Origin of the sequence: Paenibacillus sp. FSL H7-0735, from assembly GCF_038008505.1 — a bacterium.
In the GTDB taxonomy this organism is placed as follows: Bacteria; Bacillota; Bacilli; order Paenibacillales; family Paenibacillaceae; genus Paenibacillus_AQ; species Paenibacillus_AQ odorifer.
Genome location: NZ_JBBOZH010000001.1, coordinates 4,450,753 through 4,473,826, shown reverse-complemented (window position 1 = coordinate 4,473,826; position 23,074 = coordinate 4,450,753). Strand labels below are relative to the sequence as shown.

At 44.2% G+C, this 23,074-nt stretch carries 21 protein-coding genes; all 21 read left to right on the top strand.

The features are described from left to right. Positions 1 to 11 precede the first annotated feature (11 nt). The 21 genes from NSS82_RS20285 (at position 12) to NSS82_RS20185 (ending at position 22,889) form a co-directional block, all read left to right on the top strand. Complete coding sequence (locus NSS82_RS20285) at positions 12 to 1,343, top strand: protein-glutamate methylesterase/protein-glutamine glutaminase (protein WP_076272328.1); 1,332 nt, start codon at positions 12 to 14, stop codon at positions 1,341 to 1,343. A 34-nt stretch (positions 1,344 to 1,377) separates the two neighbouring features. Next, positions 1,378 to 3,450, top strand: a complete 2,073-nt coding sequence (locus NSS82_RS20280; protein WP_076272327.1) for a chemotaxis protein CheA — start codon at positions 1,378 to 1,380, stop codon at positions 3,448 to 3,450. 27 nt (positions 3,451 to 3,477) lie between these two features. Beyond that, positions 3,478 to 3,939 carry a chemotaxis protein CheW gene (locus NSS82_RS20275; protein WP_036688501.1) on the top strand — a complete coding sequence of 154 codons (462 nt, stop codon included), beginning with the start codon at positions 3,478 to 3,480 and terminating at the stop codon, positions 3,937 to 3,939. Between the two features lie 36 nt (positions 3,940 to 3,975). Beyond that, the gene (locus tag NSS82_RS20270) at positions 3,976 to 4,569 is read left to right on the top strand and encodes a chemotaxis protein CheC (RefSeq protein WP_370510568.1); all 594 of its coding nucleotides are present in this window, start codon (positions 3,976 to 3,978) and stop codon (positions 4,567 to 4,569) included. Next, entirely contained in the window at positions 4,562 to 5,059 is a 498-nt protein-coding gene (locus NSS82_RS20265) for a chemotaxis protein CheD (protein ID WP_036688499.1), read from the top strand. Before NSS82_RS20270 ends, NSS82_RS20265 begins: the two co-directional genes overlap by 8 nt. A gap of 2 nt (positions 5,060 to 5,061) precedes the next feature. Beyond that, positions 5,062 to 5,472, top strand: a complete 411-nt coding sequence (locus NSS82_RS20260; RefSeq protein ID WP_370510564.1) for a hypothetical protein — start codon at positions 5,062 to 5,064, stop codon at positions 5,470 to 5,472. 90 nt (positions 5,473 to 5,562) lie between these two features. Then, entirely contained in the window at positions 5,563 to 6,351 is a 789-nt protein-coding gene (locus tag NSS82_RS20255) for a FliA/WhiG family RNA polymerase sigma factor (protein WP_036688498.1), read from the top strand. Positions 6,352 to 6,380: 29 nt separating this feature from the next. After that, entirely contained in the window at positions 6,381 to 7,784 is a 1,404-nt protein-coding gene (locus NSS82_RS20250) for a DUF342 domain-containing protein (RefSeq protein WP_076272326.1), read from the top strand. 51 nt (positions 7,785 to 7,835) lie between these two features. Then, positions 7,836 to 8,150 (top strand): hypothetical protein, encoded by a 315-nt coding sequence (locus NSS82_RS20245; RefSeq protein WP_076127826.1) that lies wholly within the window; start codon positions 7,836 to 7,838, stop codon positions 8,148 to 8,150. Between the two features lie 49 nt (positions 8,151 to 8,199). Next, entirely contained in the window at positions 8,200 to 8,778 is a 579-nt protein-coding gene (locus NSS82_RS20240; protein WP_076272325.1) for a hypothetical protein, read from the top strand. Then, a complete protein-coding gene (locus tag NSS82_RS20235) occupies positions 8,775 to 9,431 on the top strand; it encodes an endolytic transglycosylase MltG (protein WP_076272324.1) in 657 nt (218 codons plus the stop codon). Before NSS82_RS20240 ends, NSS82_RS20235 begins: the two co-directional genes overlap by 4 nt. A 161-nt stretch (positions 9,432 to 9,592) precedes the next feature. Beyond that, the gene (gene rpsB / locus NSS82_RS20230) at positions 9,593 to 10,294 is read left to right on the top strand and encodes a 30S ribosomal protein S2 (protein ID WP_036688493.1); all 702 of its coding nucleotides are present in this window, start codon (positions 9,593 to 9,595) and stop codon (positions 10,292 to 10,294) included. A 132-nt stretch (positions 10,295 to 10,426) separates the two neighbouring features. Continuing rightward, positions 10,427 to 11,077 (top strand): translation elongation factor Ts, encoded by a 651-nt coding sequence (tsf, locus tag NSS82_RS20225; RefSeq protein WP_036688492.1) that lies wholly within the window; start codon positions 10,427 to 10,429, stop codon positions 11,075 to 11,077. A gap of 102 nt (positions 11,078 to 11,179) precedes the next feature. After that, positions 11,180 to 11,908, top strand: a complete 729-nt coding sequence (gene pyrH, locus NSS82_RS20220; RefSeq protein WP_036688491.1) for a UMP kinase — start codon at positions 11,180 to 11,182, stop codon at positions 11,906 to 11,908. Further along, positions 11,908 to 12,462, top strand: coding sequence for a ribosome recycling factor (gene frr / locus NSS82_RS20215; RefSeq protein ID WP_036688489.1), 555 nt, complete (start codon positions 11,908 to 11,910; stop codon positions 12,460 to 12,462). Before pyrH ends, frr begins: the two co-directional genes overlap by 1 nt. A 78-nt stretch (positions 12,463 to 12,540) precedes the next feature. Continuing rightward, the gene (locus NSS82_RS20210) at positions 12,541 to 13,308 is read left to right on the top strand and encodes an isoprenyl transferase (RefSeq protein WP_036688488.1); all 768 of its coding nucleotides are present in this window, start codon (positions 12,541 to 12,543) and stop codon (positions 13,306 to 13,308) included. 20 nt (positions 13,309 to 13,328) lie between these two features. Continuing rightward, positions 13,329 to 14,132, top strand: coding sequence for a phosphatidate cytidylyltransferase (locus NSS82_RS20205; RefSeq protein WP_076272323.1), 804 nt, complete (start codon positions 13,329 to 13,331; stop codon positions 14,130 to 14,132). A gap of 23 nt (positions 14,133 to 14,155) precedes the next feature. Next, on the top strand, positions 14,156 to 15,295 hold the full coding sequence (locus NSS82_RS20200; protein ID WP_036688483.1) for a 1-deoxy-D-xylulose-5-phosphate reductoisomerase: 1,140 nt from the start codon (positions 14,156 to 14,158) through the stop codon (positions 15,293 to 15,295). Positions 15,296 to 15,542: 247 nt separating this feature from the next. Continuing rightward, positions 15,543 to 16,817, top strand: coding sequence for an RIP metalloprotease RseP (gene rseP, locus NSS82_RS20195; protein ID WP_038571933.1), 1,275 nt, complete (start codon positions 15,543 to 15,545; stop codon positions 16,815 to 16,817). Positions 16,818 to 16,842: 25 nt separating this feature from the next. Beyond that, a complete protein-coding gene (proS, locus tag NSS82_RS20190) occupies positions 16,843 to 18,291 on the top strand; it encodes a proline--tRNA ligase (protein WP_036688477.1) in 1,449 nt (482 codons plus the stop codon). Between the two features lie 269 nt (positions 18,292 to 18,560). Beyond that, the gene (locus NSS82_RS20185; protein ID WP_076100393.1) at positions 18,561 to 22,889 is read left to right on the top strand and encodes a PolC-type DNA polymerase III; all 4,329 of its coding nucleotides are present in this window, start codon (positions 18,561 to 18,563) and stop codon (positions 22,887 to 22,889) included. Positions 22,890 to 23,074 lie beyond the last annotated feature (185 nt).

Below are 23,074 nucleotides of genomic sequence, written 5' to 3'. Positions count from 1 at the left end.
GTGGAAATGATATGAAGCCATATAAAGTATTGGTTGTTGATGATTCGGCATTTATGCGCAAGATCATTTCCGATTTAATTGAAAATGACGCTGACTTTCAGGTGACGGCAACAGCAAAAAACGGTCGTGAGGCTATCGAAAAAATCAATGAGCTTCGTCCAGATCTGGTTACTATGGATGTAGAAATGCCAGAAATGAACGGCCTGGAAGCGCTGAAAATAATAATGGCCTCAGACCCTCTGCCAGTGATTATGCTGTCAGGGATCAATGAAGAGGGTATGAAGGAAACCATTCTTGCACTGGAATGGGGCGCTTTTGACTTTATTCGTAAACCTTCGATTACCAACTCTCAGGATATCATGGGAGTGGGAGAATCCTTAAGGGAACAAATGAAAGAGGCTATGATGGCCCGGGAGCAGCGCGAAGCACGTGCTTCTGCATTTAAGTTGCCAGACATACCGCCAGTAGAAGTCGCACCGCCAACTGTACCGAGAGTGATGCCCGGCAAACCCAAGGTAGAACCTAAAGCTTCACTCAAAAATGAAGTGATCAAAAAACCGCGGGTGAAGCAGCCGTTAGATCATACTGTTCCTAAAAGAGCAGCCAAACCATTAATCTCTACTCCACCACCTTTATCAGAAAAGAGTAATGCAAGGTCAAGAGTAGAGAATAACGCTACCCCACCAAAACCGTTGCCTAAACCTAAAGTGGAAGTGTCTTCTGACGCTCCTGCAAATCCTCAGGTCCGGAAGTATGGGAGTAATGATCTGCAAAAGTTGGTTGCCGTGGGGTGCTCTACAGGTGGACCACGTGCTCTAAAGGTATTTCTGGAGAAGATTCCTGCGGATTTTCCAGCGCCTATTGTTATCGTGCAGCATATGCCGCCTAACTTTACCAAATCACTAGCCCAGCGACTGAATACCTTTAGCCCGCTAGAAGTGATTGAAGCTGAGCAGGGGATGATATTGCAAAAAGGAACTGCTTATATAGCACCTGGAGGCTATCATTTACAAGTTGTCCCATCCTCTAGAGGGCAATATGCGGTTGTACTCACAAAGGAGGAGGCGCGTAATGGCCATCGACCTTCTGTGGATGTTTTATTTGAATCATTGCTGCCGCTCACATCGTTAGAACGTCATTTGTTACTAATGACAGGGATGGGTAGTGACGGGGCAAGAATGATGAAATCCTTATACGACTCTGGGGTAACCTCAACCTTTGCTGAAAGCGAAGAAACTTGTGTCGTATATGGAATGCCGCGATCTGCGGTGGAATTACAGTGCGTCCAGCACATACTGCCTTTGCAAGAAATTGCTCCAAGGCTGGTGCAAGCTGTTAAATAACAGAAAAGCGAACTCAAAGGGGAGGTGCTCACTGATGGACATGAACCAATATTTATCCATGTTTATTGATGAGTCGAACGATCATCTGCAGTCATTGAACGAGAGCATGATGGGGCTGGAAGCGAATCCTGAGGACATTAGTATTGTACAGGTAATATTCCGCTCTGCGCACACCTTAAAAGGTATGGCAGCAACTATGGGCTTTGAAGATTTGGCTTCACTCACACACCAAATGGAAAATGTTCTTGATTTGGTACGCAACAACAAACTGCGCATGCAGGATTTCATTTTTGATACGTTGTTCAAAAGTTTGGATGCCTTGGAGTCTATGGTTGAGGATATTACGGGAGGAGGCGAGGGTAAAGCGGATGTCTCGTCTATCGTCTCCTCCTTACAGGCTATAGTCCGGGGAGAGATTCCTGTTGCGGGTGGCGAGGCAGCTTCTGTCTCAGGACCTGCTGCACAAGCGGTTGAAACCCCGATTCATTTAGATGAGTTTCAATTTTCTGTTCTAGAACAGTCGATTCAAGAAGGACATCAAGTATTATATGTGGACGTAACCATTCGCAAGGATTGTCAGCTTAAGGCAGTACGTGCATATATGGTGTTTGATCTTTTGGAGCGTTCAGGTGAAGTGGTTAAATCCTTCCCATCCGTTCAGGATATTGAACAAGAGAAATTTGATCAAAGCTTCTCTCTCTATTACATAACTCAAAAAAGTGCTGATCAAATTCAGGCTATGATTCTAAATCTGTCTGAGATTGACAAGGTATCGGCAGTAGCATTGGATCAAGATTCTCTGCAACAGCTGGGTCAGGAAGCAGCAGCAGCCTCTGAAGTGGCAGCCACGACTACTGAGGCGCCAGCAGCAGCTGCACCTGCCGCTTCTGCCGCTAAACCACTGCCAACCAAAGAAGAGGGTAACAAACCTGCAACTCACAAAACAGGTGGGGCACCGTCACGTACCATTCGTGTAGATATTGAACGTTTGGACGTGTTGATGAATTTATTCAGTGAACTTCTTATCGACCGTGTTCGTTTGGAACAGCTGGCTTCTGAGGTTCAAAACGGTGATCTCACGGAAACGGTTGAGCATATGGGCCGGGTAAGTGGAGATCTCCAGAATATTGTAATGAAGCTGCGGATGGTTCCAGTAGATACAGTATTTAACCGATTCCCACGTATGATTCGTGATCTAGCCAAGTCACTAGACAAAAAAGTAGATCTTATCATCACAGGAGCAGAAACTGAGCTAGACCGTACGGTCATTGATGAAATCGGTGATCCGCTGGTGCATTTATTGCGTAATGCAGTTGACCATGGTATCGAATCTATTGCAGATCGTGTTGCTGCTGGTAAGTCGGAGACCGGAACGGTCTATTTGCGGGCTTTCCACAGTGGTAATCACGTCTTTATTGAGATCGAGGAAGATGGAACAGGGATTTATCCAGAGAAGGTTCTGAAATCTGCTGTGAAGAAGGGTGTTATAACACAAGAGCAGGCAGCCAGTATGTCGGATGATGAAGCTTTTCAGTTGTTGTTTGCACCAGGTTTCAGTACAGCAGAGGTCATTTCTGATGTTTCAGGCCGCGGGGTAGGGCTGGATGTAGTGAAATCTAAGATCTCTTCTTTAGGCGGCAATGTAACGATTTATTCGTCTCCAGGTAAAGGAACTAATTTCTCAGTGCAGCTGCCTCTTACTCTATCTATCATTGCTGCAATGCTTATCCGTTTAGGCTCTGAGAAGTATGCCATTCCTTTGACCTCCATAGTGGAAACCGGAATCGTGAAGCAATCCCAGATTCGTACAATTCATGGCAATAAAATGGTGGAATTCCGTGATTCGCATATTCCACTGGTTTCTCTTAGCCGTCTCTTTTCGGTGCCTGATTATGATGAGAGTACTGAAGAAGAAACAGAAATCGTGGTTGTGCGTAAAGGAGAAAGGCTAGTTGCCTTAGCGGTACAGGATTTTATTGGCCAGAACGAGATTGTGATCAAGAATTTGGGTAAATATTTGCCTGAAGTACAAGGAATATCTGGCGCAACCATTCTTGGTGATGGTCAAGTAGCACTTATTATTGATCCCAACGCTTTTATTAAATAACTAGGATAGAACAGGGAGGTTCATTCCATGGCTGAAGATATTAAAGTGATAGTGTTCAAATTAGGCGTAGAGGAATATGGAATTGAAGTTGAAAAGGTACAAACTATTGAGCGTATGATGCCCATAACTCGTGTACCTAAGACCTATTCATTTATCAAAGGTGTAATTAATTTACGTGGTGTTGTTATTCCTGTAATTGATCTTCGGGGCCGTTTCGGTATCGAAGAGGCTGAACACACCGATCAGACAAGAATCATCATCGTATCTGTTAATGAAATGGAAGTAGGCTTCATTGTAGACTCTGCAAATGATGTTATAGATCTGAACAGAGATTCTATTGATACACCTCCTGATGTTGTTGGCGGCATCAAGGCAAAGTATTTGGATGGGGTGGCCAAGATTGGGGACGAGCGCTTACTGATTATGCTCAACTTGTCAGAAGTGCTTAACAAAAGCGAAATCGTTCAATTAGAAAGCCTAGAGGGCTAACCTGTGGAACTATTTAAGCACTATAAGGATTTCAAAATGGATGTGCTTAAGGAAGTTGGGAACATTGGAGCTGGAAATGCAGCCACCGCATTATCACAGCTCTTGAACAAGCCGATAGATATGGCTGTTCCTAAGGTACAGCTCCTTAACTTTGAGGAAATTACTGATAAAGTTGGCGGAGCCGAAGAACTAGTATATGCGGTGTTTCTACGTGTGGAGGGTGAAGCTCCAGGTAACCTGTTTTTCATTCTGTCACCAGAAGCGGCAATGAACTTGCTTAGTCGTATTGCAGGCATTGAGCTGTCGAGTGATGAAGAGCTTGGAGAAATGGAACTTTCTGCGCTAAGCGAAATTGGCAATATTTTGGCAGGTTCATATCTTTCTTCTCTAGCAGACTTCACCTCACTTTCTATGTATCCAACGGTTCCGGCCCTTGCTATGGACATGGCTGGCGCCATCCTTAGCTACGGTCTGCTGCAATTCGGGCAGATGGGGGACGATGCATTGTTGATCGACACTACCTTCTTTGAGGGGAAAAACGAAATTGAAGGGCAATTTTTCCTTATTCCCGATCCGGAATCATTCCCGAAAATCTTCAAATCGCTAGGAGTTCCTTTTGAAAATGATTGAAGAACAAAGCATTATTAAAGTAGGGATGGCGGATCTTAACGTTGGCAGCCAAGATAGTTTAATTCGTACCACAGGTCTTGGCTCCTGCGTGGGATTAACATTGTTTGACCCTGGAAAAAAGCTCGCAGGGATGGCGCATGTGATGCTCCCATCATCTGAGATTGCTAGGGAAGGGCAGTTAAACATTGCTAAGTTTGCAGATACCGCAGTGCCGGAGCTCTTATCCCGTCTGCTAGAGCTTGGGGCAGTTCGGAGCCGGATCGTAGCCAAGATGGCCGGAGGTTCACAAATGTTTGCCTTTGCCGGGGGGAGCGACACCATGAGGATCGGGCCTCGTAATGTTGAATCTTGTAAACTAGCACTTGAAAATTTAAAAATTCCGTTAATCGCAGAAGACACAGGCGGCAATTATGGCCGTACGATAGAAATAGCCTGCAACACTGGTATATTGTTTATTCGCAGTGTGCAAAAAGGCGCTAAGGAACTATAATTATGAATATGATTGGAAACATTTTGATAAACTTGGTGTCGGGTTTGGTAGGTTTCATATTTACCTTTTTTGTAACCTACAGTAACAATGTATTGGGTACTAGTTTATTAAGAAGCCTAATTGCATTTATCATCTGGTTTCTGCTTGCTTTTCTCTTAAGATGGGTATTGGGTTTTATTATGATTCAAACATCGCCTCCGGATGAAGTGGACACTGGCGGTGAAGAACTTGGGGCGAAGCTGGACATCAGCACCCCTAATGAGGATGAAGAATTAATCAATCTACTAAAACCGAAGCCAGGACAAGGAAACGAGAATAGCGAGGGATTTAAGCCTCTTACACCTCCTAAGCTAGTTTCGATGAAGGATCCTGAAGAATTGGCCAAGGCCGTTCGTCACCTGAAAGAAGAATAAGTGAGGGCTGAGGCGGAATCGGTGATCTTATTGGAAGGTACATTTCGCCGCGAATGCTCGCTGACTAAACTTTGGGAAGGGTGAAAGCTATTGAACGAGCGTAAAGCTTCTCAATTGGAAACTGACGAGCTATGGGAACAGTGGAAAGAACACAGAGACCCTGAAGCCAAAAAGAAGCTGATAGAGAGTTATCTCCATATTGTTGATTATGTATCCAGTCGTTTGGCTGTGGGATTACCCAAAAATGTATCCAAAGATGATTTAGCCAGCAATGGGGTTATGGGACTAATTGATGCGATTGAGAAATTCGACTACAAACGAGGATTGCAATTTCAGACCTATGCGTCCTGGCGTGTGCGTGGTGCGATATTAGATTCATTACGCCAAAGTGATTGGGTACCTAGATCCGTTCGGGAAAAAGCTAAAAAAATCGAGGACGCTTATCAGCAGCTGGAGCAGAAGCACTTAAGGTCAGTTAGTGACGAGGAAATGAGCCAATACCTTAATATTAGTGAACTGGAATTTCAAAATATGTTGCAGGATGTGGCTGTGATGTCACTTTGCTCACTGGAAGACCCGATTCGTGAAGAGGAATCAGAGACCCGAATGTCCATACTGGTGGACGATAAAGCTAAGAATCCGGATAGCAAGGTAAATGAATTCTACTTGCGCGAAGCGCTCACCAAAGGTATTGAGAAATTAACGGTGAAAGAAAGGACCGTTGTGTCCCTTTTATATTATGAAGATTTATCTTTAAGTGAGATTGCAGAGGTCATGTCGTTATCTCCTTCAAGAATTTCGCAGTTGCATTCCAAAGCTATTTTGCGGCTGAGGGGAACGCTCGAGAAGAACCGTGATCTCCTTATGCAGAACGATTAACCGTTAGCGGTGACAAGGGGGAGCAAAATTTGATCGGTCAATATGCTTTGAATCAGTACTTGAGTATAACTTTTTCGGAGGACAAAGGGATCGCGTATTTGCAGTTCTCCAAAAAGGATGAGAATTTTTCCTGCTCATCTACAGAACTGGAAGCCTTCCTGCACAGTCACAATATTCGCTACGGTATCAAGAGTGATGTTGTCGAACGTATTTGTAGTCATCCTGAGGAGTTTTTTTGGAGTAAAGTTCCGATTGCTGCAGGTTATCCTGCTGTGCATGGCACGGATGGACGAGTTATGCTTACAGTAGATCTGGAAGAGGACCGCAAACCGCTTGAGAAAGCGGATGGTAAGGTCGACTATAAGGACTTGGTCCGGCTTCGTAATGTACTTAAAGGAAAGTTAATAGCTAAAATTATCCCTGCCCAGCCTGGAAAGCTAGGGATGACTGTAACTGGTGATGAGCTTGCTTTCAAGGCTGGAAAGGAAGCTCATTTTAAAATCGGGAAAAATGTACTCATTGATAATGACGGCACTTCGATGTACGCAGCGATTGATGGACTGGTCACGTTAACTGATAACGGGAAAATCAATGTGTTTCCTGTATATGAAGTGAATGGTGATGTCGATTACGGCACTGGAAATATTGATTTTGTAGGTACAGTCGTCATACGTGGGAATGTCCTTTCAGGCTTTACGGTAAAGTCTGCCGGTGATATTCGGGTTGTAGGCGGCGTTGAAGGTGCAGAGTTAATCTCTGGGGGCTCCATTGAAATTACTGGTGGAATTATCGGATATAACAAAGGCCAAGTTACCGCTGGAAAAAGTGTGAAGGTTTCTTTCATTCAAGATGGAAACGTAACCGCTGGGGAAGATGTAATTGTTTCTCAGAGTATTATGCACTCCAATATACGTGCTGGTAGAGATGTTATCTGTAACGGCTCTAAAGGTTTGATAGTGGGTGGAATCGTTCAGTCTGGAGAAAGAGTTGTAGCAAGAACTATAGGTAACACCATGTCCACTGCGACTGTGATTGAGGTAGGCGTGGTTCCAGAGCTTAGAAATGAGATTAACGAACTTCGTCAAGAGCTGCGGCAGCTGCTGGAGAACGAGGATAAAACCTCTAAAGCTTTGTATCTATTAAATCAATTGGCTACTAACGGTCAGCTCCCTGCGGATAAAGTGGCGCTTCGCGTCAAATTAAATGCTACTAAACAATCCCATCAACGTGAAGAAAAAAGAATTAAAGAACGAGTGCTAGAGATAGAAAGAATGTTAGAAGATACAGGTAGAGCGAGAGTTGAGGTTATCAAAACCATTTATGGCGGTTCAAAGATCATGATCGGCAGATATACCCGATTTGTTAAGGATGCTACGGAGCGGGTTGTGTTTATTTACAGTGATGGGGATATATCTTTAACGCCGTACAATTAATCGGGCGGGCAGCATTTGCGGCCGGCCATTACTTGTGAGAGAAGGGTTAAGATGAGCCTAAAACCGGTGGAACTGCAAATTGCTTTGCCTCGCACCACGGAGGCGGGCAAGCTTCAGAATGAATCTCAGCAACGTCCTGCTATCGACCAACATCAATTGGCTGGGCAAAATGTAAAACAAAGTCAGGAATTGGCCATGCGGAGCACTGAAGTGGATGAGTCTTCTGAATCAGCTTTACGGGATGGCGGTGGAAAAGGCAATCAGCATTCAGGTGGCAATTCTTCGTCAGATAAACATTCGAACCCGCCTGCAACCCGTGATGCTGAGCATCCTTACAAAGGCCAACGCATTGATCTAAGTCTTTAATAAGAATCTACATGAATCTACATCTGATATGTAAAAGGAGATAAGGCACTTGCAACCATGGGTTTATATTGTGCTAGTAGGTGTCGCCGCTATTCTTTATGCCCTTTTACTTCCCACACGTGTAAAGGAAGGAAAAGCTAATCAGCAAAGCCTCAAAGATGCAGAGGCTGCGCTTGAGCTATATATGGCAGACATAGAGCGCGAGAATGAGGAACTGGTACAATTAGTTAGTAGTATTAAACAACAATCGCAAACTAATCATAATGTACTGCAGGGACAGGTTAATGAATTACAGAGTCAAGTGGTAGAGTTGCAGAACAGCTCTTTAAAGCTAGAAGCACGAGTGGCCGAGGAAGAGAAGAGTTTGAAAGAACTTGCAGTGTCGGTTGAACAAGGTTCGAAGGTTAAAGTTGGTGTTAACGAAGATCCGTCTCTCCAAGCAGAGATGAGTTCAGTGTCGCCAGATGTGAAAGCGAAACCTATTAGTTCGATAAAATTACGTTACCCAAGATTGTTTGAACTGCATGAGCAGGGCAAATCGATAGACTCCATTGCCAAGACAGCTGGACTTCAGCGAGGGGAAGTGCAACTGATTCTGCAACTTGCCAAACAGGAGGAATCGGTATGATTAAGAACCGTTCATTCTTGTTCGGGCTAGGCACTGGACTAATTACTGGCGCTTTATTACTTCAATTAATGATCTCCGGTGGAGCGGCTCCACTTACCAAAGAACAAGTTCTACAGGGTGCGGAGAAACTGAATATGAAAGTCATCGATGAAGCTGCAGTACTTTCCTCAGGGGAAACTGAGAATGATAATAAAGAGGAAGTCACAGAGACCGGGGGGCCGACAGCAGAAAGCAAGGAGAATGTCAGCCCCTTTGCGCCGGCTGCTGCAGCCTCCCCCACGCCGGTAGTGTCACCTACAGTACCTGAGAGCTCTGATAAAGCCGTTGCGCCGAAGAAGCCATCTACGCCTACTGACGGCAAGGTTGAGCAGCCACAGGTCACTCCAAAGGCCAGTGCCGCTCCAACCGCTGTAGCTCCTGTAACGCCTAAAGTCACAGCAAATGCTAGTGTTTCCGTTCGAATTCCATCTGGCAGCACATTGACAGCAACAACAGATATTTTGGCAAAGGCTGGAGTCATTAAGGATAAGTCTACTTTTCTAGAGGCTGCAAACAAACGAAAGATTAATACGAAAATTCAATCCGGTTCTTATAGCTTTAATAAGGGAGAGAGTATTGACTCTATAATAGAGAAATTAATAACTTTAAAGTGATCGTTGCATACACTGAGATAATATGGTATAGTAATTGACGGTGTTAAAACACACGCCGGTTGATTTCGACAAGGGGTGCTTTCTTCTGAAGAAAGTCTTGCTGAAAGATGACGCATGGCGGAGGAGACACACAATAAACCAAACTTAGGAGGTGTGTGAAGATGGCAGTAATCTCCATGAAACAGCTTCTAGAAGCTGGGGTACACTTCGGTCACCAGACTCGTCGTTGGAACCCAAAGATGGATCGTTATATCTTCACTGAAAGAAACGGAATTTACATTATTGACTTGCAAAAAACAGTCAAAAAGGTAGAGGAAGCTTACAACTTTGTGAAAAGCGTCGCTGGTGACAACGGCACAATCCTATTCGTAGGAACAAAGAAACAAGCTCAAGATTCCGTAAAAGAAGAAGCAGAACGTTCCGGTATGTTCTTCATTAACCAACGTTGGTTGGGCGGAACGCTTACTAACTTCCAAACTATCCAAAAGCGTATTGATCGCTTGAAGAAATTGGAATCTTGGGAAGAAGACGGTACTTTTGAAGTACTACCTAAGAAAGAAGTTATCCTTCTTCGCAAAGAGAAAGATCGTCTTGAAAAATTCTTGGGCGGTATCAAGAACATGAAAGGTCTTCCAAGCGCGTTGTTCATCATTGACCCGCGTAAAGAGCGTATTGCAGTTGCAGAAGCTCGCAAATTGGGTATTCCAATCGTAGCTATCGTTGATACTAACTGTGATCCAGACGAAATCGACTACGTAATTCCAGGTAACGACGACGCTATCCGCGCTGTTAAATTGTTGACTGGTAAAATGGCAGACGCTGTTGTTGAAGCTCACCAAGGCGAAGACACAACTACTGCTTAAGTAGCGACTAGCACATACAAGAACTTAAATGAAAAGGGTGGTTGGCAGGTGGATAACCTCTCACTGCCCTTTTTTTAGGATAAAGGCCTCGAATAATGTAAGAAAACGACAATTACCTGGAGGGAATAAACAATGGCAGTTGATGCAAAAGCAGTAAAAGAACTTCGTGAAAGAACAGGCGCTGGTATGCTTGATTGTAAAAAAGCGCTTGAAGAAGCTAATAACGATATTACTAAAGCAGCAGAATTGCTTCGTGAAAAAGGTCTGTCCGCAGCAGCAAACAAAGCAGGACGTATTGCTACTGAAGGCGTTGTAGAATCTTACATCCACGCTGGCGGCCGCATTGGTGTACTTGTAGAAATCAACTGCGAAACTGACTTTGTTGGTAAAACAGATTCCTTCAAGGAATTTGCTCGCGATATCGCTATGCAAATCGCTGCAGCAAACCCTCGTTATGTTCGTCGTGAAGAAGTACCACAAGAAGATGTTGAAAAAGAAAAAGAAATCCTGAAAGCTCAAGCTTTGAACGAAGGTAAGCCTGAGAAAATCATTGAAAAAATGGTTGAAGGACGTATTGGTAAATATTACGAAGAATATTGCTTGCTTGAGCAAACTTTCGTTAAAGACCCAGACAAAACAATCTCCCAATTGTTGAATGAAAAAATCAGCACCATCGGAGAAAACATCTCGATCCGTCGTTTTGCTCGTTTTGAACTAGGCGAAGGTTTGGAAAAGAAAGTGGATAACTTTGTTGAAGAAGTTATGGCACAAGTTAATCAATAATAGCTTCATCATAAATATGAAGAATTGAATAAAGGCAAGCATCAGAAGAGCGGAACACGTACACGTAGTGTTCCGTCTTTTGCAGAAAGTGAGGGTATACATTTGGAACAGCCGGTATTTAAGAGAGTAGTCCTTAAGGTAAGTGGAGAGTCTTTGGCAGGACAAAACGGATATGGTATTGATGCCGACATGATTATTTCCATCGCTGAACAGATCAAGGAAGTTGTAGAACTTGGCGTTCAGGTTGCAATTGTTTGTGGCGGGGGTAACATTTGGCGCGGGATCGCGGGCAGCGCAAGCGGCATAGATCGCGCTACTGCAGATTATATGGGCATGCTGGCAACAGTAATGAACTCACTTGCTCTTCAGGACGCATTGGAGCAAATTGATGTGCCAACAAGAGTGCAGACTTCGATCTCGATGCAGCAAATTGCTGAACCATATATTCGTCGTCGTGCGATTCGCCACTTGGAGAAGGGCCGGGTTGTTATTTTTGCAGCAGGCACAGGTAACCCATTCTTCTCAACAGATACTACTGCAGCACTTAGAGCGGCAGAGATCGAAGCAGAAGTTATTCTGATGGCGAAAAATAAGGTTGACGGAGTATATTCTGCTGATCCGTTCAAAGATAGTACAGCTGAGAAATTCGAACAGCTTACTTATATGGATGTTCTGAATAAAAACCTCGGTGTTATGGATTCAACAGCTTCATCTTTATGCATGGATAACAATATACCGCTCATTGTATTCGCCATTACAGAACAAGGCAATATCAAACGTGTCGTTCTCGGTGAGAAGATCGGAACGATTGTTAAAGGGAGTGTAGATTAATGCCACAATCGGTCAAAAAAAATGCCGAAGAGCGTATGGACAAAGCGATTTCATCGCTGAAACGTGACTTGGCAACATTACGTGCAGGACGTGCAACAACATCGCTTCTCGATCGTATTCAAGTTGAATATTACGGAGCACCTACTCCAATTAATCAGCTGGCCAACATAAGTACTCCGGATTCCCGGACACTGTTGATTCAGCCGTGGGACAAAACATCGATGTCTGATATTGAACGGGCGATCATGAAATCCGATATCGGATTGACGCCAGCCAATGACGGCACCATTATTCGTCTTTCTATCCCTCCGCTGACTGAAGAGCGTCGGACGGACTTGGTTAAGCTGACTAAGAAGTTTGGTGAAGAAGCGAAAGTAGCGATCCGCAACATTCGCCGTGATGCCAACGATGATATTAAAAAGATGGAGAAAAACGGTATCTCTGAAGATGAGTCCCGTGGCCATCAGGAAGACATTCAAAAAACAACGGATAAGTTCATAGCCGAAGTTGACAAAGTGCTTGTCTCCAAAGAAAAAGAGATTATGGAAGTTTAATGATATTCAAGAGACTTAAGGCCCCTCCGTTAATGGTGGGGTTTGTCTCTTTCTGATAAGAGCTTGGAGGAAACGGAAATGATCAAACGGATTCAAGCGTGGCTGAGCCGTAAAGACAGGCAACAGTCAGTCGAGATTTCACCGGATAACATTCCCCGGCATGTGGCTGTGATTATGGATGGTAATGGACGCTGGGCTAAACGGCGCGGCTTACCGCGCGTTATGGGTCATCAAAACGGCATGAAGGCTGTCAAACGTGCTACGATCGCTGCAGACGAATTAGGTATTAAATACTTAACGATGTATGCGTTCTCGACAGAAAACTGGATACGCCCGAAAGAAGAAGTCGATTACTTGATGCGTTTGCCTGGGGAGTTTCTGGCGATTGAGCTTGATGAGCTAATCGAGAAGAATGTTCAAGTACGCATGATGGGTGACGCTGACGCTTTACCTTCATATACCCGTAAGGCTATGGAAGAGGCGGTAGCTCGAACAAAAGAGAATACTGGATTGATCTTAAATTTTGCTCTTAACTATGGTGGACGCAATGAAATAGAAGGCTGTATGCGCAGTTTAGGGAAAGATATCCAAGCTGGTATATTGTCGCCAGAAGAAATTACATCAGAGTTGATTAACAACAGACTATTAACTGCTGGTTTACCCGATCCTGATTTGTTGATACGAACAAGTGGAGAAATTCGGCTTAGCAATTTTATGTTATGGCAGATTGCCTATAGTGAATTGTGGTTTACTGATGTGTACTGGCCTGAGTTCGACAAAGAGCATTTGCATCAGGCCGTTGCTGAATATCAACGACGAACACGCCGTTATGGTGGACTGAAGTAGCTTGTTAGGAGATGGAACCTTTGAAGCAGCGATTGATTACCGGAATTGTTGCCGGAGTATTATTTTTAGGGTTATGTGTACTGGGAAACTGGCCGTATCAGGTTCTGCTTATTGCTATGGCTCTTATAGGTTTTTATGAATTTGTCAAAATGATAGGTATTCCTACGCTTTCCGGTACTACTTTTCTGGGTTACGCAGCTATTCTAAGCTTCATGATCCCATGGAATTTGCTTGGTGTTTCTGAGCCGCTGTCCTGGGAGCAAGGGATTTGGATTCTGCTGTTATTGTTCCTTCTGGTCACCGTTTTCACTAAAAATAAATTAGATATTCGAGTAACAGCCTTGCTGTTTACTGGTATTGTATACATTGGAATGGGCTTCTCTTATATGGCCGTGGCTCGTGCATCGGATGACGGACATGGTTTGTTCTGGACTTTTTTGCTCCTGTTCTGCATTTGGGGCAGTGATGCGGGGGCATATTTTGTAGGCAGAAGCTTTGGCAAGAACAAGCTCTGGCCGGCCATCAGTCCTAACAAAACGGTGGAAGGTGCTGTTGGCGGGGTACTGATCTCGATGCTTATTTCTATCGTGTTTGCGCTGCTTGCTCCTGAACACTTGGCGATAGGACGAGCATTGCTTATTGGGCTTTCTTGTGCGATATTAGGACAGCTTGGAGATCTTGTGCAGTCAGCTTATAAACGTGCGTATGGCATTAAAGACTCAGGTACACTTTTGCCAGGGCATGGCGGTATTCTTGATCGATGTGACAGCTGGATTATCGTATTTCCATTCGTACATATTGTAATGCTTATGCCTTACTATTAAACGAAGGGAGAGAGAGTATAACTATGAAAAAAATAAGTGTTCTAGGTTCGACGGGTTCGATCGGCACTCAGACTCTAGATGTCATCGCAATGCACCCAGACTCTTTTGAAGTAGATGGCTTGGCGGCCGGAACAAATACAGCATTATTACTGGAGCAAGTTCGTCGTTTTAACCCGCGTAGAGTCTCTGTGGCAACGAAAGAGCTGGCAGATGAGATTAGATCCAGCCTACCTTCTGGTATAGAGCTTTACAGCGGGAATGAAGGGCTTGTTGAAGTGGCGGCTGGCGGCGATGCCGAAATGGTCGTAACGGCTGTTATGGGAAGCGTAGGGCTTCAATCAACACTAGCGGCAATTGAAGCCGGCAAACATATTGGACTCGCCAATAAGGAGACATTAGTAACGGCCGGACATTTGGTCACTGATCTTGCTAATCGTAAGGGAGTTAAGCTGTTGCCGATTGATAGTGAGCATTCAGCTATATATCAATGTCTCAATGGCGAGAATATCTCAGATATTGCCTACATCACTTTAACAGCATCCGGCGGCTCATTCCGTGACTTTACGCGTGATCAGCTTAAGGATGTGACGGTAGAAGATGCGCTTCGTCATCCGAATTGGAGCATGGGCGCGAAAATAACGATAGATTCTGCTACAATGGTGAACAAGGGCTTAGAGGTTATTGAAGCGCATTGGTTATTCGGTCTTCCGTATGAACAAGTGAATGTGCTGCTGCACCCGGAGAGCATCATTCACTCTTATGTTGAATTCCGTGACAGCAGTATTATTGCCCAGCTTGGCAATCCCGATATGCGTGTCCCGATTCAATATGCACTTACTTATCCAGATCGTTGGGAATCTCCGGCACAGCGTTTGTCGTTAGCTGAGATAGGACGTTTGACCTTCCGTGAAATGGACTTTGAACGTTACCCTGCACTGAAGCTAGCGATAGATTGCGGAAAAGCTGGTGGAACGGCGACTACTGCTTTCAACGCTGCGAACGAAATAGCAGTTGCCCGATTCTTAAGTCATGAGATCTCGTTCCTGCGTATTGAGGAGATTATCGGAGAAGTGCTAGATTGTCATAATAACGAGCATAATCCGAATCTGGAACAAATTGAATCCTGTGATAGACGTGTTCGAGAGCTGGCAGCTACGCTGTAGAACGTAGAAAGATCTCCTTTTAAAAATATAAGAAAGTATAAGTTTCACTTTATACATTATCCTTATATTTCTCGCGTAAACGCGTACCGTCTCCTTAAGGAACACTGATGGCGTTATTGCTTGACTGGAAATACTTACTTTGCCCTAAAAATAGGTTGGGACAGTTGATTCTCTTGTGCCTGATCGGAGAATAATGATAAATTAAGAGGACATACTTCGGTCTTACACCTAAAGGGGGATGATACGTTTGGAAATGGTTCAGGTCGTTTTTTTAACGGTGCTCATGTTTTTTGTACTTGTGACTGTACACGAATGGGGTCACTATTATTTTGCCAAACGCGCCGGTATTCTCGTGAGGGAATTTGCTATCGGTTTCGGTCCGAAACTGTTTTCTTATAAACGGAATGAGACTCAGTTCACTCTTCGCTTACTGCCTTTTGGCGGTTATGCCCGCATGGCTGGTGAAGATCCTGAGATTGTCGAGATTGGTTCTGGACAGACCATTGCGGTAAGGCTCGGACAAGACAATAAAGTTAAAAACATTTATCTGGATGCACTAGACACCCGTAGAAATGTTATCCGTGGTGAGGCGCTGAGTACCGATCTCGAAGATAAATTGCAGATTACCTTAGATGTGGACGGAGAAGTTACTACTTATGATGTTCATCCGCAAGCGATGATGATTAAAGGGACGCAACAGACACAAATTGCACCTAAAGATCGTCAATTCGGCAGCAAGACCGTGGGTCAGCGTGCGTTGGCTATCGTTGCGGGTCCTGTGATGAACTTTCTGTTAGCCTTTGTACTCTTCGCCATTCATTTGCAAATGGTCGGGATTCAAGTTGAAAATCCTACTTTTGTTAAGATTGGCGACGTCTCCGAAGGAATGCCGGCGCAAGAAGCAGGACTCCAAAAGGGCGATATCATTGTCTCCATCAATGGTGAGAAAATCGGTGCTGATTACAAAAAAATGATTAGCTTGACCTCGGAGTCCAAAGGTAAAGAAATGAACTGGACGCTGCAACGGGGAGAAGAAACCCTTAACGTTAAGCTAGTTCCTCGTAGTATGGAAGGACAAGAAGGCGGTAAAATAGGCATCACTCCTGAGCTACCTACTCGTAAAGCTGGTTTTGGCGAGACGATAACAGGTTCAGGAAAAGCTATGGTTGATACGACAGAAGCTATCTTTTTGGGCTTTAAACAATTGATCAATAAATTCAATATGGATGATATTGGAGGTCCGGTTCGTACGTTTGAGGTAACCGGTCAAATTGCTCAACAAGGTATTCAGTATCTTACATACTGGGCCGCTATTTTGAGTCTATATCTGGGGATATTTAACCTCTTGCCGATTCCGGCACTCGATGGAAGCCGTCTGGCATTCCTAGGTGTTGAGGCACTGCGTGGCAAACCTGTGGATCCGGGTCATGAAGGCATGGTTCACTTTGTAGGTTTTGCACTGCTATTTTTATTAATGATTGCTGTTACGTATAATGATATTTTACGTTTGATCAGCGGCTAATTTTCTTCGGGAGGCATTCCATTACATGGCTAAAGATAAACAATTCGTTACGGAAATCACGCCGCAAAGCGAGGATTTCTCACGCTGGTATATTGATGTTATTAAAAAAGGAGACTTGATGGATTACTCTCCTGTTCGTGGCTGTATTGTATTTAAGCCAGAAGGCTATGAAATATGGGAGCATATTCAGGAGGAAATGAACCGTCGCCTCAAGGAAACTGGGCATCGAAACGCTTATTTTCCAGTGTTCATTCCAGAGAGTTTCTTTCAGAAGGAAAAGGATCATATTGAAGGCTTTAATCCAGAGCTGCCATGGGTAACAGAAGCGGGTGGTGACGTACTTGAGGAACGTCTCGCAGTTCGTCCTACTTCAGAGACCATGTTCGGCCACATGTACTCTAAATGGATTCAATCTTATCGTGACCTTCCTGTACTTATCAATCAATGGGCGAACGTGGTTCGTTGGGAGAAACGTACATTACCATTTATCCGCACGACTGAGTTTCTTTGGCAAGAAGGGCATACCGCGCATGAGAATGAAGCGGAAGCTCGTGAAGAAACTATGCGGATGCTGGATAACTACCGTGATTTTGTCGAGACCTATCTTGCCATTCCGGTTATTACTGGACAAAAGACACCTTCCGAGCGTTTTGCCGGTGCGGTAGATACGTATTCTATTGAAGCGATGATGAAGGATGGACGCGCTGTTCAGGCTGCTACTTCACATTACCTCGGCACCAAGTTTGCCACAGCTTTTGAGATTCAATATTTAAGCCGTGACAATAATTTGGAGTATGTACACACTACTTCATGGGGCTCAACCACTCGCTTGATTGGCTCCTTGATTATGGTACATGGAGATGACCGCGGTCTTGTTCTGCCGCCTAAGGTAGCTCCAACGCAAGTTATTATGATTCCTATCGGACCTCCTAAGACCCGCGAAGCTGTGATTGGGCGGACGGACGAGCTGTTCAAGGAATTGAAGAATGCTGGCGTTCGTGTACGTGTGGATGATCGTTCAGATGTTACTCCAGGCTGGAAGTTTAATGAATATGAAATGCGTGGAGTGCCAGTACGTTTGGAGCTTGGACCACGCGACATGGAGAATGGCGTCTGCGTTCTCGTCTCACGTGTCACCGGTGAGAAGAAGGTTATTCAACAGGAAAACCTCGTAGAAGAGGTTCAAACAATGCTTGAACAGGTTCACAACGAAATGTTCGAACGTGCCCTGAAATTCCGCGAGGACCACTTCTATTCTGTGGATTCCTTGGAGGAAATGAAGGCTTCGATGGATGAAAAACGTGGATTTGCTCTAGCTGGATGGTGTGGTTCCGAAGAATGCGAGTCCAAAGTTAAGGAAGAGACAGGTGCGGGTAGCCGCAATATTCCTTTTGATCCAGCGGAGACTAAGCAAGTCTGCATTTGCTGTGGCCAACCAGCCAAGCATACTGTGGTTTTTGCAAAGGCATATTAATCTTTAGGCACCGATCAACAGTCTTGTAGTATTTTAATTTAGCTTCTGGAGAGAGGAGTCGGCGGGCCGTAAGAACCCAATGCTTTTTGAAACCAGAAGCTTTTTAAAATATAAGAATTTATAGGAATTCGCTATAAATTATCCTTATATTTTTACGAGAAACAGTTATCGTCTTTAAAAGGCGACAACATCGTTTCTTCTTATCATATTGTACTTTCACTGTATATCATGGATAGTTTTAACTGGGTTATTAAAGGTGGGAGGAAAGCATGGAACAAAACCAGGAGAGAAGAAAAAGGTTCGAGCTCTTGATGAAGCAGGGTGAAATTCCGCCTGCAATCATGGATCCCTACTTTTTAGACGGGTATATAGAACGTGTTGAGATCAGTCGCGGCAACCGGGACTGGCAAATCGTTATTACGAAAGAAAGTCTGGTTCCAGCACAGGTATATCGGACATTTAGCCTTAGAATGCGGGAGAAGCTACAGCATATAGCTAAAGTAAGCTTTTTGTTCCTATATGATGAGAAGGTTAGTAGAGCGGAGCTTGTCCAAGAATATTGGGGACTGTTTCTGGAGTGGGTGCATCGGGAGATTCCATCGGTAAACGGCTGGCTGACCCGCTCCTCACAGGAGCTTAAAGAGGATACTTTAATGTTAACGATGAGTGATTCCACTTCGATGGAGCTGGCTCGCAAAAAAGGCATCGATGGAGCAATTATTAAATTTTATGATAAGTATTTCGGTCTCTCCTTAAAAGTTAAATTACTAATGGCGGAGAACGAAAATAATAATGTTGAAGCATTCGAAGAATTTCAGCAAAAGCTTCAGCAAGAACAACGCGAGATTGTTGAGCAGATGATGACTGCTGTTGAAACAGAAGCTCCTGCTGATGATAGCGATCCTAATGAAGTAATTAAGCTTCAAGTGGGGTATGAAATTAAGGAACAGGCTGTGCCGATTCTTGAAATTCAAGATGAAGAGAAGAAAATTACAATTCAGGGTACCATTTTTGGTCTGGATCGTAAGGAGCTTCGCAATGGCAGTACCTTGTTCACTTTCAGTCTGACCGATTTTACGGATTCTCTACAAATGAAGATGTTCGCGAAGACTAAAGATGATCTGAAGGTTATGAGTCAGCTAGCTAATGGCAAATGGGTAAGAGCACGCGGAAAAGTAGAATATGACCGTTTTATGCAGATTCCTGAGCTCGTGATGATCCCTTCGGATTTAACGGAAGTTAAGGCACCGCCTGCACGTAAAGATACTGCTCCTAAGAAACGGGTGGAATTCCACCTTCACACTACGATGAGTACGATGGATGCGGTCACTCCGATCACTACCTATGTCAAAACAGCTGCCCAGTGGGGTCATCCTGCGATTGCTATTTCTGATCATGGTGGCGTTCAGGCTTTTCCTGATGCAAACCATGCAGCTCATAAGCATAAGATAAAAATGATTTATGGTGTGGAAGCTAATGTTGTGAATGACTCTGTGAATATTGTCGAGAATGCTCAGCCTTTGGACTTGAAGACAGCTACCTATGTAGTGTTTGATATAGAAACCACGGGTTTATCGATTACCCGCAATAATATTACGGAGCTGGCGGCCATTAAAATGTGCGAAGGCAAAGAAGTAGACCGTTATTCTACTTTTGTTAATCCGCATGAGAAAATCCCTTATCATATTCAGCAATTGACCAATATTACGGATGAAATGGTTAAGGATGCTCCTGATCTTGAACCAGTACTGCGTAAGTTTGTTGAATTTGTGGGTGACAGTATCCTTGTAGCTCATAACGCCAGGTTTGATATGGGTTTTATTCAGGCCTCGTTACGTAAAATAGGTGAACCTGATCTTCCGAATCCATCTCTTGATACGCTTGAGCTCGCTCGCTTACTATATCCAAGCATGAAGAATCACAGGCTGAACACATTAGCCGATAAATATAAAGTTCTTCTGGAAAGCCATCACCGTGCGATTGATGATACCATAGCACTCGGCGGTATATTAACAGGATTGCTCGCAGATGCTGAAAAGATGAAGGGCATGACCCGCCTTGATCGACTAAACGATTATGTGGGTAATGATCTTTCGAACACAAGACCGTTCCACTGTAATATTTATGCACTTAATCAAATAGGCAAAAAAAATCTCTATAAGCTCATTTCCATGTCACATACGGAATATTTCAAACGTGTACCTTGTATTCCAAAATCTAAGCTGGAAGAGCATAGAGATGGACTCCTAGTGATTTCCGGTTGTGAACGTGGAGAGTTTTTTGAAGCAGTACTCAACAAAACGACTGAGGAAGCCATGGAGGTTGCTCATTTTTATGATGTGCTGGAGATTCAGCCATTGACCATGTACATGCACTTGGTGGACAAGGGTTTTGTAGCAGGCCCGGATGAGCTTCGCGATGTAGTCCGGAAGGTTTGCGAAATAGGGGAACAGTTGAATAAACCTGTTATCGCAACGGGGAATGTGCATTATCTTGAACCCCGGGACAAGCTGTATCGTGATATTACGATTAATGGGATCACGGGCTTTAGTCCGCTTAAAGACCAACGCAAACCGGATGCACACTTCCGCACAACAGATGAAATGCTGTCTGAATTCGAATTTCTCGGTGCTGAAAAAGCGATGGAAGTCGTTGTCACAAATACAGTTGAGCTGGCGGAGCGTTTTGAAGAACTGGAGCTATTTCCAGATAAGCTATTTACACCAATTATTGACGGGGCGGACGAAGAAATTCGCGAGACCTGCTACAATACTGCCAAATCCATTTACGGTGAAGAGCTGCCTGAGGTAGTTATTGCCCGTTTGGAGAAAGAGCTTGCACCGATTATTAAATACGGGTTCTCTGCCAACTATTTGATTTCTGAACGTCTCGTAAAAAAATCAAATCAGGATGGGTATCTCGTAGGCTCGCGGGGTTCCGTAGGTTCTTCTGTAGTCGCTACATTTCTTGGGATTTCAGAAGTTAATCCTTTGCCTGCGCATTATATTTGCCTAGATCCCGAGTGTCGCCATAGTGAATGGTTCCTGGACGGTAGTGTGCGGAGCGGATTCGATTTACCAGATAAAGTCTGCCCGGATTGCGGTCAGAAGCTCAAAGGTGAAGGCCAGGATATTCCGTTCGAGACCTTCCTTGGATTTAAAGGGGATAAAGTTCCCGATATCGACTTGAATTTCTCAGGGGAATATCAGCCGAATGCACATAACTTTACCAAAGAAATGTTTGGTGAGAAAAATGTATTCCGTGCCGGAACGATTGGTACCGTAGCTGAGAAGACAGCCTTCGGATTTGCAAAAAAATACGAAGAACTGCACCAGAAACGTTGGCGTGGAGCTGAAGTTGGCCGTCTGGCGGCTGGCTGTACAGGCGTTAAACGTAGTACGGGACAGCATCCGGGTGGTATAGTCGTTGTTCCAGACTATATGGAGGTAGAAGATATTACGCCAGTACAATTCCCGGCGGATGATGTCAATGCTGAATGGAAGACCACACACTTTGATTATCACGCTTTTGACGCGAATTTGCTGAAGCTTGATATTCTGGGTCATGATGATCCGACGATGATGCGGATGCTGCAGGATTTGACAGGTGTGGATCCAACTTCTATCCCGATGAATGATCCGAAAGTAATGAGCATGTTTAACTCTACAGATGCACTTGGAGTGAGACCTGACGAAATCAGATCACCGGTTGCGACCTATGGTGTGCCCGAAATGGGGACCAAGTTCGTACGTCAAATGCTTATTGAGTCGAAGCCGTCCAGCTTTGCTGACTTACTGCAAATATCAGGTTTGTCTCATGGTACTGGAGTTTGGCTTGGTAACGCTCAAGAGCTTATAAAGAATAACACGTGTAACATTAAGACCGTTATCGGTTGTCGTGATGACATCATGCTCTTCTTAATTTATAAAGCGGGAATGGATGCGAGCTTGGCCTTTAAAATTACCGAGAGTGTTCGTAAAGGTAAAGGTTTGTCTGACGAATGGATCGAGGAAATGAAAAAGTGCAAGGTCCCACAATGGTATATTGATTCTTGTCTGAAGATTCAATACATGTTCCCGAAGGCGCATGCTGCTGCATACGTAATTTCTGCAGTACGTACCGCCTACTTCAAGCTGTATCATCCTATTGAATATTATGCGACTTATTTCTCTGTACGTGCAGCAGATTTTGATATTGAATTGTGCTGTAAGGGGTATGAAGCCATCAACCGTCAGATCGTAGAAATCGAGCAAAAAGGATTTCAGGCTTTGCCTAAGGAAAAGGCTATGTTGCCTGTCCTTGAGATGGCTTTGGAGATGACGGCACGTGGGTTTACATTCAAAAACATTGATCTTTACCGCTCAGAAGCGAATAAGTTTATTGTTGATGACAAGAGTTTGATTCCTCCGTTTTCCGCATTAGCGGGAATTGGTGAGAATGCTGCTATCAACATAGCTGCTGCGAAAGATGCTGGAGAGTTCCTGTCTATTGAAGATTTCCAGCAGAAATCAAAGGCAAGTAAGACGGTTATTGAGCTGCTGACTGGCATGGGCTGCTTCCGCGGCTTACCGGAAAGCAATCAACTTTCCCTATTTTAAAGGCTTTAACAACACTTATTTCATGGCTAGAAAAGAGTGCTCCAAAGGGGGAGTCAAGGGCTAGCACTTGTCAGTCCAGTTTCCCTATGGTATAATTTCTTTGGTAATAATGAGATAAGTCCGTTGTGTAAAGAGTGGGGAAACCCACTCTTTATCTTTGGTATATAGCAAAAGACAAGTTCGTG